Annotated in this window: 14 protein-coding genes; 5 read left to right on the forward strand and 9 right to left on the reverse strand. The window is 61.9% G+C overall.

Annotated elements, in window-relative coordinates; all coding sequences use genetic code 11:
- Window positions 1-2 precede the first annotated feature (2 nt).
- Genes ACFPWW_RS05740 through ACFPWW_RS05750 form a run of 3 tightly spaced genes read right to left on the reverse strand, consistent with a single transcriptional unit; the run spans window position 3 to window position 3,676 of the window.
- Window positions 3-632 (reverse strand): aminotransferase class IV family protein, encoded by a 630-nt coding sequence (locus ACFPWW_RS05740; RefSeq protein ID WP_377310923.1) that lies wholly within the window; start codon window positions 630-632, stop codon window positions 3-5.
- Complete coding sequence (locus tag ACFPWW_RS05745) at window positions 629-1,789, reverse strand: aminodeoxychorismate synthase component I (RefSeq protein WP_377310925.1); 1,161 nt, start codon at window positions 1,787-1,789, stop codon at window positions 629-631. Before ACFPWW_RS05745 ends, ACFPWW_RS05740 begins: the two co-directional genes overlap by 4 nt.
- Before the next feature lie 33 nt (window positions 1,790-1,822).
- Window positions 1,823-3,676 (reverse strand): M3 family oligoendopeptidase, encoded by a 1,854-nt coding sequence (locus ACFPWW_RS05750; RefSeq protein ID WP_113412916.1) that lies wholly within the window; start codon window positions 3,674-3,676, stop codon window positions 1,823-1,825.
- Between the two features lie 206 nt (window positions 3,677-3,882).
- On the opposite strand from ACFPWW_RS05750, the gene ACFPWW_RS05755 reads away from it, so the two are divergent.
- Both ACFPWW_RS05755 and ACFPWW_RS05760 read left to right on the forward strand, forming a co-directional pair.
- A complete protein-coding gene (locus ACFPWW_RS05755) occupies window positions 3,883-5,427 on the forward strand; it encodes a sigma-54-dependent transcriptional regulator (RefSeq protein WP_112563802.1) in 1,545 nt (514 codons plus the stop codon).
- A gap of 179 nt (window positions 5,428-5,606) precedes the next feature.
- Complete coding sequence (locus ACFPWW_RS05760; RefSeq protein ID WP_112563804.1) at window positions 5,607-7,481, forward strand: DUF882 domain-containing protein; 1,875 nt, start codon at window positions 5,607-5,609, stop codon at window positions 7,479-7,481.
- Window positions 7,482-7,637: 156 nt separating this feature from the next.
- Here ACFPWW_RS05760 and ACFPWW_RS05765 read toward each other — a convergent pair whose 3' ends face one another.
- The 3 genes from ACFPWW_RS05765 to ACFPWW_RS05775 form a co-directional block, all read right to left on the reverse strand.
- The gene (locus ACFPWW_RS05765) at window positions 7,638-7,901 is read right to left on the reverse strand and encodes a DUF2312 domain-containing protein (protein WP_007822869.1); all 264 of its coding nucleotides are present in this window, start codon (window positions 7,899-7,901) and stop codon (window positions 7,638-7,640) included.
- Between the two features lie 91 nt (window positions 7,902-7,992).
- Window positions 7,993-8,298 carry a DUF1244 domain-containing protein gene (locus ACFPWW_RS05770; RefSeq protein ID WP_112563806.1) on the reverse strand — a complete coding sequence of 102 codons (306 nt, stop codon included), beginning with the start codon at window positions 8,296-8,298 and terminating at the stop codon, window positions 7,993-7,995.
- A gap of 17 nt (window positions 8,299-8,315) precedes the next feature.
- Window positions 8,316-9,104, reverse strand: a complete 789-nt coding sequence (locus ACFPWW_RS05775; protein WP_377311082.1) for an N-formylglutamate amidohydrolase — start codon at window positions 9,102-9,104, stop codon at window positions 8,316-8,318.
- 214 nt (window positions 9,105-9,318) lie between these two features.
- Here ACFPWW_RS05775 and ACFPWW_RS05780 point away from each other — a divergent pair, with 214 nt between their 5' ends.
- Together ACFPWW_RS05780 and pyk are read left to right on the forward strand one after the other, a co-directional pair.
- Window positions 9,319-9,792, forward strand: coding sequence for a DUF1036 domain-containing protein (locus ACFPWW_RS05780; protein ID WP_377310929.1), 474 nt, complete (start codon window positions 9,319-9,321; stop codon window positions 9,790-9,792).
- Window positions 9,792-11,231 (forward strand): pyruvate kinase, encoded by a 1,440-nt coding sequence (gene pyk / locus ACFPWW_RS05785; protein WP_112563810.1) that lies wholly within the window; start codon window positions 9,792-9,794, stop codon window positions 11,229-11,231. Before ACFPWW_RS05780 ends, pyk begins: the two co-directional genes overlap by 1 nt.
- A gap of 80 nt (window positions 11,232-11,311) precedes the next feature.
- On the opposite strand, the gene ACFPWW_RS05790 is transcribed toward pyk, so the two are convergent.
- From ACFPWW_RS05790 to ACFPWW_RS05800, 3 genes are read right to left on the reverse strand one after another with little or no spacing between them, the layout of a single operon-like run.
- Window positions 11,312-11,863 carry a DUF4865 family protein gene (locus tag ACFPWW_RS05790; RefSeq protein ID WP_377310931.1) on the reverse strand — a complete coding sequence of 184 codons (552 nt, stop codon included), beginning with the start codon at window positions 11,861-11,863 and terminating at the stop codon, window positions 11,312-11,314.
- The gene (locus ACFPWW_RS05795; protein ID WP_377310933.1) at window positions 11,860-12,264 is read right to left on the reverse strand and encodes a cupin domain-containing protein; all 405 of its coding nucleotides are present in this window, start codon (window positions 12,262-12,264) and stop codon (window positions 11,860-11,862) included. Before ACFPWW_RS05795 ends, ACFPWW_RS05790 begins: the two co-directional genes overlap by 4 nt.
- On the reverse strand, window positions 12,261-12,680 hold the full coding sequence (locus tag ACFPWW_RS05800) for a tautomerase family protein (protein WP_112703700.1): 420 nt from the start codon (window positions 12,678-12,680) through the stop codon (window positions 12,261-12,263). Before ACFPWW_RS05800 ends, ACFPWW_RS05795 begins: the two co-directional genes overlap by 4 nt.
- Window positions 12,681-12,786: 106 nt before the next feature.
- Here ACFPWW_RS05800 and ACFPWW_RS05805 point away from each other — a divergent pair, with 106 nt between their 5' ends.
- Complete coding sequence (locus ACFPWW_RS05805; RefSeq protein WP_377310934.1) at window positions 12,787-13,719, forward strand: LysR substrate-binding domain-containing protein; 933 nt, start codon at window positions 12,787-12,789, stop codon at window positions 13,717-13,719.
- The last annotated feature ends 73 nt before the right edge of the window (window positions 13,720-13,792 follow it).

The following is a 13,792-nucleotide window of genomic DNA, read 5'->3' on the forward strand; positions in this document are numbered from 1 at the left end:
GATCAATCCTTTTGCAGCGTGGCGCGGATCAGGCCGCGCAGCGAATTTCCGACGTAAAGCACGCCCTTGTCCAGCTCATCCGATGTGATGCGGCCGACTCGGGCCTTGCGCTGGCAGATAAGCTCGGTGCGCAGCACGCCGGCAAGCAGGCCGCAGGAGATCGGCGGTGCCTTGAGAAAACCAGAGCCGTCATCAAGGAAGATCGAGGTGATCGTTCCTTCGCAGACTTCCTGCCGCTCGTTGAGCAGGATGACCTCATCTGCCTGCTGCGGCGAGAATTCGGCGCGCGCCGCCTCGTAGACAGCGCGGCGTGTGGTCTTGATGCGCAGCAGCCTGTCGCCGGAATCGAGGCGCGTGCCGGCGATGCGGACCTTCCAGACCGTGTCCTGCGGCAGCGGCGTGAAGGGGGCGGTGGCGATATCGATCCGGCCCTGTCCGTCGAAAGTCAGCCTGACGCGGCGCGGCTCCTCACCGTCCTTCACCGCATCCTCCAGCTTCGCGACCACATCGACCGGATCGGGAAAGCCGATGCGGCGGGCGGAACGGGAGAGGCGGGCAAGATGCAGGCGCAGGCGAACGAAACCTTCGTCCGGTTGCCAGCGCAGGGTTTCGATCAGCGAAAAATCCGTCATCGGGCGATCCATTGGTCGCCGACGGCGAAGCGGGCCTTGAGCAGGCATTCCTCATATTCAGCCTCAGCCGTGGAATCGAAGACGATGCCGCCGCCGACATTGAAGACCGCCTTGCCGCCATCGAAGAGGGTCACGGTGCGGATGGCGACGGAAAAGCGCATCGCCCCATCGGGCGAGATCATGCCGATTGCGCCGCAATAGGCATCGCGCGGGCCGTCTTCGAGATCGTGGAGGATTTCCATGGCGCGGATCTTCGGCGCACCGGTGATCGAGCCGCAGGGAAAAAGCGCGGCGAAGATGTCGCCGACGGACAGATCGCGCCGCAGCTTTGCCTGGACGTGGCTGACCATCTGGTGCACGGTCGGATAGGTCTCGATTGCGAAGAGTTTGGGAACGTCGAGCGTTCCGACTTCCGATATGTGCGAAACGTCATTGCGCAGCAGGTCGACGATCATGCGGTTTTCCGCCTGCGTCTTGATGTCGGCCTTCATCGCTTCGATGATCTCTGCGTCCTCTGCGGGCGTTGCGCCGCGCCTGGCGGTGCCCTTCATCGGATGGGTCTCGATCCAGCCATTTTCGTCGGTGCGGAAAAACAGTTCCGGCGAGCGGGAAAGAATGATCGGGCCGCCGAGATCGGCAAAAGCACCGTATTTGACCGGCTGACGGTCGATCAGCGACCAGAAAGCGGCAAGCGGGTCACCGCTCCAGCGCGCCTCGATCGGCATCGTCAGGTTGGCCTGATAGATATCGCCGAGGCGCAGATGCCGGTGGAGGCGTTCGAAACGCTCCTTATATATGGGGAAATCCCAGCCCGCCTTCGGTGCGGTCAGGAATTCCTCGTTTTCGAGGCGCTGTCGTGGTTTCGCAAGAGGATGGCCGTTCGCCTGCGGCGCTTCAAAGACGCCGAACAGCAACAGTGGCGTTTCCCGGTTCTCCTGCGCGAAAGGAGCGAGTTTCGCCTCGAAGAGATGGCCTGCCTCGTAGGCCATGTAACCGGCAAGCCATTTGCCGGCCTTCTGCGCCTCCTCCATCTGTTTCAGCGCCGGCAGAAATTCCGCGCGCGTGCGGGCGACGATCATGTCGTCGGGACCGGCGAAGAGCATGACTTCGCCGGTCGTGTCGTCCCGGAACAGAATGAAGGGTTCGGATACTGCCATGAGCTTTCCAGCGCCGGCGCAGGCTCCCGTGGCTTATGCCTTGTCCAGCGCTTCCAGTTCGTCGATCAGCCCTTCGATCATCGACAGGCCCTTGCTCCAGAAGGAGGGATCGGTCGCATCGAGGCCGAAGGGTTTCAGCAGTTCGGAGTGATGCTTGGTGCCTCCGGCCTTCAGCATCTCGAAATACTTCTCCTGGAAACCTGTCTCAGCCTTCTGGTAGACGGCGTAGAGCGAGTTCACCAGGCAATCGCCGAAAGCGTAGGCATAGACGTAGAAGGGCGAATGGATGAAGTGAGGGATATAGGCCCAGTAGGTTTCATAGCCCTCGGAGATCCTGATCGCTGGGCCGAGGCTTTCCGACTGGACGGAGAGCCAGAGCTCGCCGATGTCGTCAGCGGTCAGTTCGCCGGCCTTGCGGGCAGTATGAACTTTGCGCTCGAATTCGTAGAAGGCGATCTGGCGCACGACCGTGTTGATCATGTCCTCGACCTTCTGGGCGAGCATCGCCTTGCGCTCGCGCTTGTCCGTCGTGCGGTCGAGCAAGGCGCGGAAGGTCAGCATCTCGCCGAAGACGGAGGCGGTTTCGGCGAGCGTCAGCGGCGTCTGGCACATGAGCGCGCCCTGCGCACCGGCAAGAACCTGATGCACGCCGTGGCCCAGTTCGTGGGCGAGCGTCATCACATCGCGCGGCTTGCCCATATAGTTGACGAGCACGTAGGGGTGGGCCGAAGGAACGGTCGGATGGGCGAAGGCGCCGGGCGCCTTGCCGGGGCGAACGGGGGCGTCGATCCACTGCTCGTCGAAGAAACGCCTGGCAATATCAGCCATTTCCGGTGCGAAATTGCCGTAGGCCGACAGAACCGTATCCTTGGCTTCCGACCAGGAAATGATGGCGCTGGAGGTCTCCGGAAGCGGCGCATTGCGATCCCAGAAGTTCATCTGCTCCATGCCGAGCCACTTCGCCTTCATTTTGTAGTAGCGGTGCGACAGGCGCGGATAGGCCTCCTTGACGGCTGCAGCAAGGGCATCGACCACATCGCGCTCGACACGGTTTGCCAGGTGGCGGCTGTCGGCAATGTCTTCGAAGCCGCGCCAGCGGTCGGAAATTTCCTTGTCCTTGGCGAGCGTGTTGGTGATCAGCGTGAAGGTGCGGATATTGGTCTTGAAGGTTTCGGCAAGCGCCATTGCCGCCTTGCGACGCACCTCAGGATCCTTTTCCTGCAGCATGTTCAGCGCCACTTCGAGCGGCAGTTTCTCGCCGTCGATTTCGAAGCGCAGCTCCGCCATCGTCTCATCGAAGAGGCGGTTGAAGGCGGCTGCCGACGTCATCGACTTTTCGAGGAAGAGCTGTTCCAGCTTGTCCTCAAGCTGGTAGGGCTTGTCCTTGCGCAGGTCGACCAGCCAGGGACGATAGTGACCGGCAAGCGGATCGTTTGCCATGCAGGCGTCGATGACGGCGTCGTCGATGCGGTTCAGCTCGAGGGCGAAGAACAGCAGGCGGCCGGAATAGTCGGTCAGCTTGGCCTGGACGTCGCCATAGAGCTTGCCGTTTGCCGGGTTGGACGTATCGGAGAAATAGGTGAGGCCGGCAAACGAGCCGAGCCGGCCCATGATATCGTCAAGCGCCTCATATTCCTTCAGCGCCTGGCCGATGCCTTCCTCGCCTTTCCTGGTCGCCGCTTCGGACAGCTTGCCCTTCCACTTGGTTTCGAAATCGGACGCTGCCTTGCCGGCCTTTTCCATGTCGGAAACAAAGGCGGTGGAGGTGGCGGAAGGATAGAGGTCCTGCAGGCGCCAACCGGGAAGCTCGCCCAGGGCCGGGTCCGCCGCTGCGGCGGCAGCCGTTGCCGAAAGGTAAAGATCGGCGTGCGCAAGCTGATGTCTCATCGGGCTGTTCCTCTTCCTCTTTTATAACAGTTTGTCTGTCTAAGCGCCGGAAGGTTCCGCATCAAGGGTTTTCGGCGCCTGGAAGGCCCTGTGACGGCACGAAAACGGCTCGTCACAATCGTTAAAATGCAATTGTTTCTCAAAACAGGATGTTCAAGCCTTTCTGTCAGAGTGCGCTTCATGGTTTCGCATGAAGTGAGGCGACAATGACCGGTTACAATGAGCTCAAGGGAGCAGGGCAGATCCTTGTGGTCGAGGACGATCCCGTGCAGCGCCGTCTGCTCAAGAACGCGATCGAGCGTAGCGGCCATGTGGTGCATCAGGCCGAGAACGGCCGCATCGGGCTGGAGATGGTGAAGCGCGATCCCGGCCTTTTCAACGTTATCGTGCTCGATCTGATGATGCCGGAAATGACCGGCCTCGAATTCCTCGAAGCGCTGCATGATTTCGGCACCCAGATCCCGGTCATCGTCCAGACGGGCCAAGGCGGCATCGAGACGGTCGTGCAGGCGATGCGCGCCGGTGCCTTCGATTTCGTCGTCAAGCCGGTCTCTCCCGAGCGGATCAACACGTCGATTTCCAATGCCATGAAGCTCGACCAGCGCGAGGTGAAGGCCCGTGCCGGCCGTCGTTCGCGCTCGGGTTCCGTCGGCTTCGACGACATCGTTTCGGCAAGCCCGGCAATGATCCGCGTCATCGATCTGGCGCAGCGCGCCTCGCAGTCCAACATTCCCGTCGTGCTCGAAGGCGAATCGGGCGTCGGCAAGGAGCTGGTGGCACGTGCCATCCAGTCGGCCGGCGATCGCGCCACCAAGCCGTTCGTGACGGTCAATTGCGGTGCCATTCCGCACAATCTCGTGGAAAGCATCCTTTTCGGCCATGAAAAGGGCGCCTTCACGGGGGCGACCGAAAAGCATATCGGCAAGTTCATGGAGGCCGATGGCGGCACCATCTTCCTCGACGAGATCGGCGATCTGCCGCTCGAAGTGCAGGTGAAGCTGCTGCGTGCCGTTCAGCAGGGCGAGATCGAGACCGTCGGTGCGCGTACGGCGCACAAGGTCAATGTCCGCCTGATCTCGGCGACCAACAAGGATCTGATCGAAGAGGTCAAGAACGGCCACTTCCGCGAAGACCTCTACTATCGCCTGAACGTCTTCCCGATCACCATTCCGGCGCTGCGCAAGCGCAAGGAGGACATTCCGCATCTGGTGCGCGTCTTTGCCGACCGCTTCTCCAGCGAGCAGAAGAACGGCCGGCGCATGACGGTCAATGCCGGCGCACTGGCACTGCTGACCGCCTATGACTGGCCGGGCAATATCCGCCAGCTGGAAAACGCGATCTTCCGCGCCGTCGTACTTGCCGAAGGCCAGGAACTGACAGAAGCCGACTTCCCGCAGATCGCGGCCCAGCTTCCGAATTACGACGTCGTGGATCACCTGGCACTCGTTGCCGATAATTCGCACCTCGATCCGGACGCGGAATTTCCGGAAGACTATCCGGCGGAGACGGTTGCCGAGACGATACGTCGCGGGAGCGAAGCCCCCGACAACGCGATATCAAGCGTCAACCAGTCCGGCGACGTTCGACGGCTTGCCGATGTCGAGGAAGAACTGATTCGTTTTGCCCTGAAGTTTTACCGGGGGCAGATGAGTCAAGTGGCAAGAAAGCTAGGTATCGGCCGATCCACACTTTATAGAAAACTCAAGGACTACGGTATCGACCCCGATAATCCTCAGAAAGATGCGGCATAACAGCCTTTTTATTAAGAAAGAGGCAACCACATTTCGTTACCGTCCATAAACCACTTGTTAGCGGCTCGTTCACTATGTAAAGAAAAGGTTGAACATGTGTGGCATTTTTGCCATCGTGTGACCGCAATTGACAGCCATTTGAGACAGCACAGGACATTGACTGTCTGACGGGGACCGAGTTGCCGAATCTGAATGGGAATACCAAGCTTTCGCGCTTGAGTTGGCGCCTGCCATGCGCCAAGATTGGCGGAAAGGCAATTAGGACGGCAGCGGCCGCCCTTCTTGCACTCGCGGTTTCCTCGCCGGTATTCGTCGGCACACCGTCTCAGGCCGCCGGGGATACCCGCAGTCTCAAGCTCTATTTCATCCATACCGGCGAGAAGGCCGTCATCACCTACAAGCGCAACGGCAAGTTCGACCCCAAGGGTCTCGAGCAGCTCAACCGCTTCCTGCGCGACTGGCGCAAGAACCAGCCGACGAAGATGGACCCGCGCCTCTTCGACCTTATCTGGGAAGTCTACCGCCAGTCCGGCTCCAGGGATTATATCAACGTCGTCTGCGGTTTCCGCTCGCCGGCCACCAACGAGATGCTGCGCGGTCGTTCGCGTAATTCCGGTGTCGCCGAAAAGAGCCAGCACATGCTCGGCAAGGCGATGGATTTCTTCATTCCCGACGTGAAGCTCGCCACATTGCGCGCCATCGGCATGAAGATGCAGGTCGGCGGCGTCGGCTTCTATCCGAAGTCCGGTTCGCCCTTCGTGCATATGGATGTCGGCGGCGTTCGCGCCTGGCCGCGCATGAGCCGCGACGAGCTGGTCCGGCTCTTCCCTGACGGCAATACCATTCATATTCCCGCCGACGGCAAGCCGTTGCCGGGCTACCAGCAGGCCATGGCCGATTACAAGCGCCGCATGGCGAATGGCAGCCAGATCATGATGGCGAGCGCTGCCGATGTCGCGTCGGACGAACCTCGCAAGCAGAAGACGCTGTTTGCGGTCCTCTTTGGCGGCGGTGCCGACGAGGAAGAGGATAATTCCGAGGATAGCACGCCGGTGGCCGTCGCCAAGGCGACACCGCCCAAGGCCGAGGCCGTTCCGGCCGCCGAGCCGCAGCAGCAGACCGAAGTGGCAAGCGTGAATGCGCCGGTGCCGCAGGTTCGCCCGGCCTTCAGCAACCAGCTTGCCGGCAACGAGGTTGCCAATGCCCTGGTGCCGCCGTCCGCGGGTAACGCCGCCCAGCAGGCGCTTGCCGCCATGCCGGCGGGGCAGCCGCAGGAACCGGAGCATTTTGCCGATCTCAGCGGTTACAGCATTCCGGTCCCCTCGCTCCTCGGTCAGCGTCGTGCCCCGGGTGATGCCGAACTTGCCTCTGTCGATCCGAATCTGATGTCGACCGGTGTTCCGACCCCGTCCGAACGTCCGGCCCTTGCCGAAAACCTGCTTGCCGCGCAGAACGCCGACCCGGAAGCGGAGGAAGACGAGGCCGATCAGGATATGCTTTCGCCCGCCATGGCGGCGGCGCTTGCAAAGCAGCAGGATGAGAGCGGCAATGCCGAGCTTGCCATGAACGCGCCTTCCGAGCCGCAGACCGTCGAACAGGCGATCAATGCGGCGGCGCCGACAAATCCGCCGGCGCTCGACAAGCCGCCGATGCAGCTTGCAGCCCTTGCTCCGATGACCAAATCTGCAAGCTTTGCCGCGCCTGCCGCAGCACCGAAGCCTGTCGCGGTCGACAGTCCGATCGCGCAGGGCGTTCCGACCAAGGGCGGTCGTCCGACGAAGCAGGAGGCGGTTGCCGCCGACGAAAGCCGCCAGACGGTGCGGACCGAGCCGAAGCTGACCCAGAAGATGATTTCGCAGTGGGCGCTGACCAACGCTCGCCTGGAAATGGCCTCCAAGAAGGTGCAGGCGCCGCGCTTCGTCAGCCAGACGCTGCGCGCCCAGCCGACCGCGGTCTATGCCGAAGGTTTCGTGAAGACGGCGTCGGTCGATCCCGCCCGCTTCAGCGGCACGGCCGTCAACTTCATGGAAGTGCGCAAGTTCAACGCGCGCTGATCCTGTCCGTATCCCAAATGGACAAGGCCGCCGGATCGTCTCCGGCGGCCTTCGTTCTTGTGGTGGCGGCACGGCGAATATCGCGGCCGGTCTTTCGATGGGGCAAAAGAAAAGCCGCCGAAACGGCGGCTCCCTGAAAATGCGGTTGGGCCGCCCTCAGCCTTCGGGCGGCGATTCGATCATGCCGAGGGCATGCAGGTAGGTGTCGAGGATCGCATCTTCTTCCATGCGCTCCTGTTCGTCCTTCTTGCGCAGCGCAACGACCTTCTTGAGGATCTTGGTGTCGAAGCCCATGCCCTTGGCTTCGCCATAGACGTCCTTGATGTCGTCGGCGATGGTCTTCTTTTCTTCTTCCAGGCGTTCAATGCGCTCGACAAAAGCGCGAAGCTGATCGCGGGCGACGCCATGTGCATCAGACATCCGTGTTCTCCTGATTTCGGGATATGAATGCGAGTTGCCAGTGACTGCCGCGAAGTGCCGCCAGCGTCAAGGCGCTTTCAGGACGGATGGCTTATTTGTGCGGGTTGTTCACCTCAAAAGCCGCCTTTTGCACAGGCGATGCTTCCGTCTGGTGAAGGTTCTTCCAGTCCTCATAGGGCATGCCGTAGACGATCTCGCGCGATTCGTCCTTCGTCATCGCGACGCCTTCGGCTTCCGCGGCCTCGCGATACCAGTTGGACAGGCAGTTGCGGCAGAAGCCGGCAAGGTTCATCAGATCGATGTTCTGCACGTCGGTCCGTTCGCGAAGATGCGCGACGAGACGGCGGAAGGCTGCGGCCTCGAATTCCGTCTGCTGTTTCTTGCTGAGCGTGGTCATGGGGCAAGTCCTTTCACTCAATAGGGGCCGGTGCGCGAGGCATGCACGCTGTATGCATGAAGGGCCGGATCTGCGTTCATCGCCGCAAAGATGGGGTCCAGGCGCGCCGCCCATTCCTCGACGCCGGCCTCGTCGCCGATAAGGTCCTGCCGCACTTCGAGAAGCGCATGCGGGATGCCCGTTATCATGCAATGACGATACATGGTGTCGCCCTTCAGGGCGCCGTCATAGGGTTCGTTGTCTCCGACGACGAGATCGGGATCGGCCCGCAGTTTTTCAAGCAAGGGGACGACGGCGCGGTGGTCGCTGTCCCAGAGCACGGCAGCGTGCCAAGGGCGGGGAATGCCCTTCCAGGCCGGCGTGAAGGAGTGGAGAGACAGCACCAGCGGGGCCTTGCCCGCCGCATTCGTCACCCTGTCGATCGTCTCCGACACGGCATTGTGATAGGGTCTGTGGAAAGTCTCGATCCGATAGTTCCACTCTTCCTCACTGATTGGATGGTTGCCGGGGACGATGGCACCGTCGGAGATTTTCATGATCAGCGTCGGATCGTCCTCGCCCCGGTTGGGATCGATCAGCAGGCGCGAAAAACCGCCGAGCACACCCGGCACGCCCAGTCGGGCACACAGCTTGCGGGCCAGGCGCTCGATGCCGATGTCGTAGGCGATGTGCCTGGCGAAAGCGCTTTCCGGCAGGCCAAGCCGGCCATATCGTTCGGGCAGGCGGTTCATGGCGTGATCGCCGAGGATCACCATGCCTTTGTCATGTTGGCCGGGTAGGATTTCAAAAGATTGGAAGTGGTCCATCAGGAAATTGCCAATTGTCATTTCGCGTGTTCGCCCAGTGATTGCATGCGCGTTCGGCCGGTTCAAGCGCGATGGGCGGGCCAGCGCGACAAGATGCGCCCGATGGCCGGTTATGAAAGGAAATATAATCGATTAGCATTGCGTTGACTTTCGCTTGACGGCGGCGCAAGAAGACACGGACAACGAATAACCGTGGAGCTATTTGGGAGCCGTGTTGATCCAAGCCGCGCCAAGTTTCCTCACGCGGTCCGGACCGCTGGTCCGTCTCGCATTGTTCGCTCTTGCAGCCGTTTCGCCGTTTTTCATCGCCGATGCCGCGCGTGCGGATTTCCGTGTATGCAACGGCACGCAAAATCTGGTTGGAGTCGCGATCGGATACCGCGCGAAGGAGGGCTGGGTCACGGAGGGTTGGTGGCAGGTGCCGGCAACGACCTGCGCCACGCTGATCGAGGGAGAATTACAGTCGCGCTATTATTACCTCTACGCAGAAGACGCCGCCCGGGGAGGCCGATGGACGGGTGACGTGCAGATGTGCGTGGCGGAAAACGAATTCAAGATCACGGGTGTGCAGGACTGCTATGCCCGGGGTTATCAGAAAATGGGATTCAAGGAATACGATACAGGCCGCCAGGGAAGCTGGATGGTTCAACTCTCCGACACCCCAGGGACGCAAGAAAGCCAGAATTGATGAAGCGTAACCGCAAAGTTAAAATCCTCGCCACCCTCGGACCAGCCTCCTCCGAGGAATCGATGATCGAGAAGCTGCACCAGGCGGGTGCGGATATTTTCCGCATCAACATGAGCCATGCGAGCCATGACCTGATGCGCACGCTCGTGCAGCGTATCCGCGCCGTCGAAGCCCGCTCGGGCCGACCGATCGGCATTCTGGCCGACCTCCAGGGTCCGAAGCTGCGCGTCGGCAAGTTTGCCGATGTCAAGGTGGAACTGAAGCCGGGCCAGACTTTCACGCTCGACAACAACGACACCCCCGGCGACAATACCCGCGTATACCTGCCGCATCCCGAAATCCTCGAAGCCGTCCAGCCGGGCCACCGCCTGCTGATCGACGACGGCAAGCTCGCGCTGCGCGCCGAAAAGTGCGACGGCAAGAGCATCGTGACGACGGTTATCGCCGGCACCAGCATTTCCGACCGCAAGGGCGTCAGCCTGCCGGATACGCTGCTCGGCGTTGGCGCGCTGACCGACAAGGACCGCGCCGACCTCGACGCGGTTCTGGCGACCGACGATGTCGACTGGGTGGCGCTCTCCTTCGTCCAGCGCCCCGACGACCTCGCCGAAGTGCGCAAGATCGCCCGCGGCCGCGTCGGCCTGATGTCGAAAATCGAGAAGCCGCAGGCTCTGGAGCGTATCGAGGAAATCATCGAGCTTTCCGACGCGCTGATGGTCGCGCGTGGCGACCTCGGCGTCGAAATGCCGCTCGAAGCCGTTCCGGGTATCCAGAAGCAGCTCATCCGCGCCTGCCGTCGCTCGGGCAAGCCCGTCGTCGTTGCCACGCAGATGCTGGAATCGATGATTTCCTCGCCGGTTCCGACGCGCGCCGAAGTCTCTGACGTTTCCATCGCCGTCTTCGAAGGCGCCGACGCGATCATGCTGTCGGCCGAATCGGCGTCCGGTGCCTATCCGGTCGAAGCCGTCTCGATGATGGCCTCGATCGCGAGCACGGTGGAGAAGGACCCGCATTATCCGGGCATCATCTATGCGCAGCGCGCCCAGCCGGAAGCGACCGGTGCCGACGCCATCTCGCTTGCCGCCCGCCAGATCGCCGAAACGCTGAAACTGTCGGCCATCGTCTGTTACACCTCGTCCGGCACGACGGGTCTGCGCGCCTCGCGCGAGCGTCCGCAGGTGCCGATCATTGCGCTCTCGCCGATCATCAAGACGGCACGCCGCCTGTCCGTGGTCTGGGGCATGCATTGCGTCGTCACGCATGATGCGACCGATCTCGACGATATGGTCAACCGCGCCTGCCGTATCGTGGCCTCGGAAGGCTTCGGCAAGCCGGGCGACCGTATCATCATCTCGGCCGGTGTTCCGCTCGGTACGCCGGGCGCGACCAATATGCTGCGCATCGCCTATATCGGCTCGGACGGCCAGAGCGGCATCTGATCGCTTTCAGGTCTTTTCCATGCAAAAGCGCTCCTCGAAAGAGGGGCGCTTTTCGGTTTGACGGTTTCGATCTGCGCGCCTCAGCCGCGGGAGAGGTGTCCGACACGATAGACCTGCTTGCCGTCCGAGGCGGGCGGGGCCTCTGCGTAGAGGCCGAAGCGCACCATCGTCCAATCATGCGGATCGAAGGCGGCAATACGGGCGAGAACATGTTTGCCGCCGGCTTCCTGTTCTGCCAGGTCCATCTCCTGCTGACGCAAGTCGGGCAGGGAGGTACGCGGCGCAATGGAGAGCAATTCACTCTGCGCAAAGCGGGCCTCCGCAAGGTCCGGCAAGACATGCGCCTGCCAGACGATCCAGCAGCGAATGCGCGGTCGGCCAAAGGCTTGCTCCAGCGCGGCAAAGCCGGGGCCGCAGATGAAGTCGCCGGCGCCTTCCGGCCGATCCCAGAGATAGAAGGGCGCATACAGGTTTTCCCGGCTGCCGAATTCGCCCCGACGGGCGCTCAGAAAGGCCTTGAAACCGAGATGCGGAAAGCCGTCCATCGCCGGCCCCTTGTCGCGGATACGGCGATCGATGATGTCCATGTCGTAGTCTGCGGGCAGCGTGAAGGAATATTGCATAGCCATCATGGCTGCTGTTCCTTTCCGTCGTGCCAGTCGACGAAGCGTCCCTTCTCAATGCCCTGGATGCTGAGATAGCTGAACGGACTGTCGGCAGTCGCTCCGTGCCGGTGAAGCTCGTCGGGAGCGAACCAAACTGCGTCGCCGGCCCTGACTTCCTCAGCCGGCTCATGCTTTCGCTGGACGAGACCGACGCCGGAGAGGACATAGAGGAGTTGGCCGCGTGGATGCGTATGCCAGTTCGTAACCGTGCCGGGCTCCAGGGTTGCGCGCATGGCGGTGTTTTCGCCTTCGATCTGGCTATCGAGCAGCATTTCGACCCAGAAAGGTGTATTCGAAATGCCTTCGGGAGAGCGAATAGCGTTGCCGGCGCGGCGGACCGTCATTGTCTCCGGATTGGCCGCGCTCATGCCTGATGGCTCCGGGCACGCGCTTCCCAGCCGGGCTCCGCCATTTGCGCCAGGCCGTCTCCGAAGGACCATTCGTCCGGCTCGCTGGTCGAGATGACGATCATCACGTCTTCCGGGCGCAGACCCGGGGACTGCCGCAACAGCTCAACTGCCCGGCGGAAGAAGGCCTTGCGCGTTTCGGTCGTGCGCGGCTTGCCGGCGGTGATCGCAATCAGCACGAAATCATCCGAGCGCGGACCGGCCAGGTAGTTGCGATCGAAGATCAGTTCGCCCGGTTCATGTTGGTGAATGATCTGGAAACGGTCGGCCGGCGGTACGTTGAAGGTCTCGACCATGGCCTGGTGAATGCCGTTCGAAAGGGCACTGAGATAGTCCGGCGACTTGCCTTTCAGAAGCGAGATGCGAGCGAAGGGCATTGGATGCCTCCTTGTTGGATGTCTTGACAGGGGAGCATGTCACGTCACGATAGTCCATAAAATCAGAATTTTATGGACTTATGGTTCCGAAAATCAGGATTATCAGATGCGGCGGATTACCTTCGATCTGGATGTGCTGAGAACATTCGTGACAGGCATGGACCTCGGCAATTTCGCCAAGGCAGCGGACCGCCTGGGGCGTTCGACCTCTGCCGTCAGCGCCCAGCTCAAGAAGCTGGAGGAGCAGGCGGGCACGCCGATCTTCCGCAAATCGGGGCGCGGGCTGGCGTTGACCGAACCGGGCGAGACGATGCTTGCCTATGCCCGGCGGCTGCTGGAACTGAATGACGAGGCGGCGGCGGCCGTTCACAGCATCGAGCTGGAAGGCTGGGTGCGGCTCGGCCTGCAGGAGGATTTCGGCGAGAACCTGTTGCCCGAGGTGCTCGGACGTTTCGCGCGGGCGCACCCGAAGGTGCGGATCGAAGCGCGGGTGGTGCGCAATGCCGAGCTTCTGGAGCGGGTGACCACCGGCAAGCTCGATCTGGCACTCGCCTGGAGCGGCGGCGCGCTGACCGCCCATTGCGAGCATATTGCCGATGTGCCGATGCGCTGGATCGGCCCGGCCAATGGCCCGACGACGTGGACCGCAGCAAGCGGCGAACCGATGCCGCTTGCCTCGCTGGAGGCGCCCTGCCTGCTCAGGAATGCCGCGACCAGAGTGTTGGACGAGGCCGGTATTTCCTGGCGGCTCTCGTTCGTCAGCCCGAGCCTTGGCGGGCTCTGGGCGGCGACGGCTGCCGGACTGGGCATCACGGTGCGCACGCCGATCGGACTGCCTGCCAAGGTGCGGATGCTGGCGCCTGAAGAAGCGGGCCTGCCGGAACTGCCGAAATTGGGGCTGGTCCTGCATCGGGCGGAGGCGGAGCCGGACGCGGCAACGGCGCGACTGGCGGAACTGGTGCTGCAGTCGGTGCATGAGGCAGTGCGGGATATTTCCATATCGTCCGATCCGGAGAAGGCATCGCTGCGGATTGGGTGAGGTGTTGACCCTCCCGGTGCGACCCGCTAGCTTTTGGGTGCCATGAAAATGATCGCTCTCAACATCGCTACGG

This window comes from Rhizobium sp. GCM10022189 (genome assembly GCF_042656325.1).
Taxonomy (GTDB): domain Bacteria; phylum Pseudomonadota; class Alphaproteobacteria; order Rhizobiales; family Rhizobiaceae; genus Rhizobium.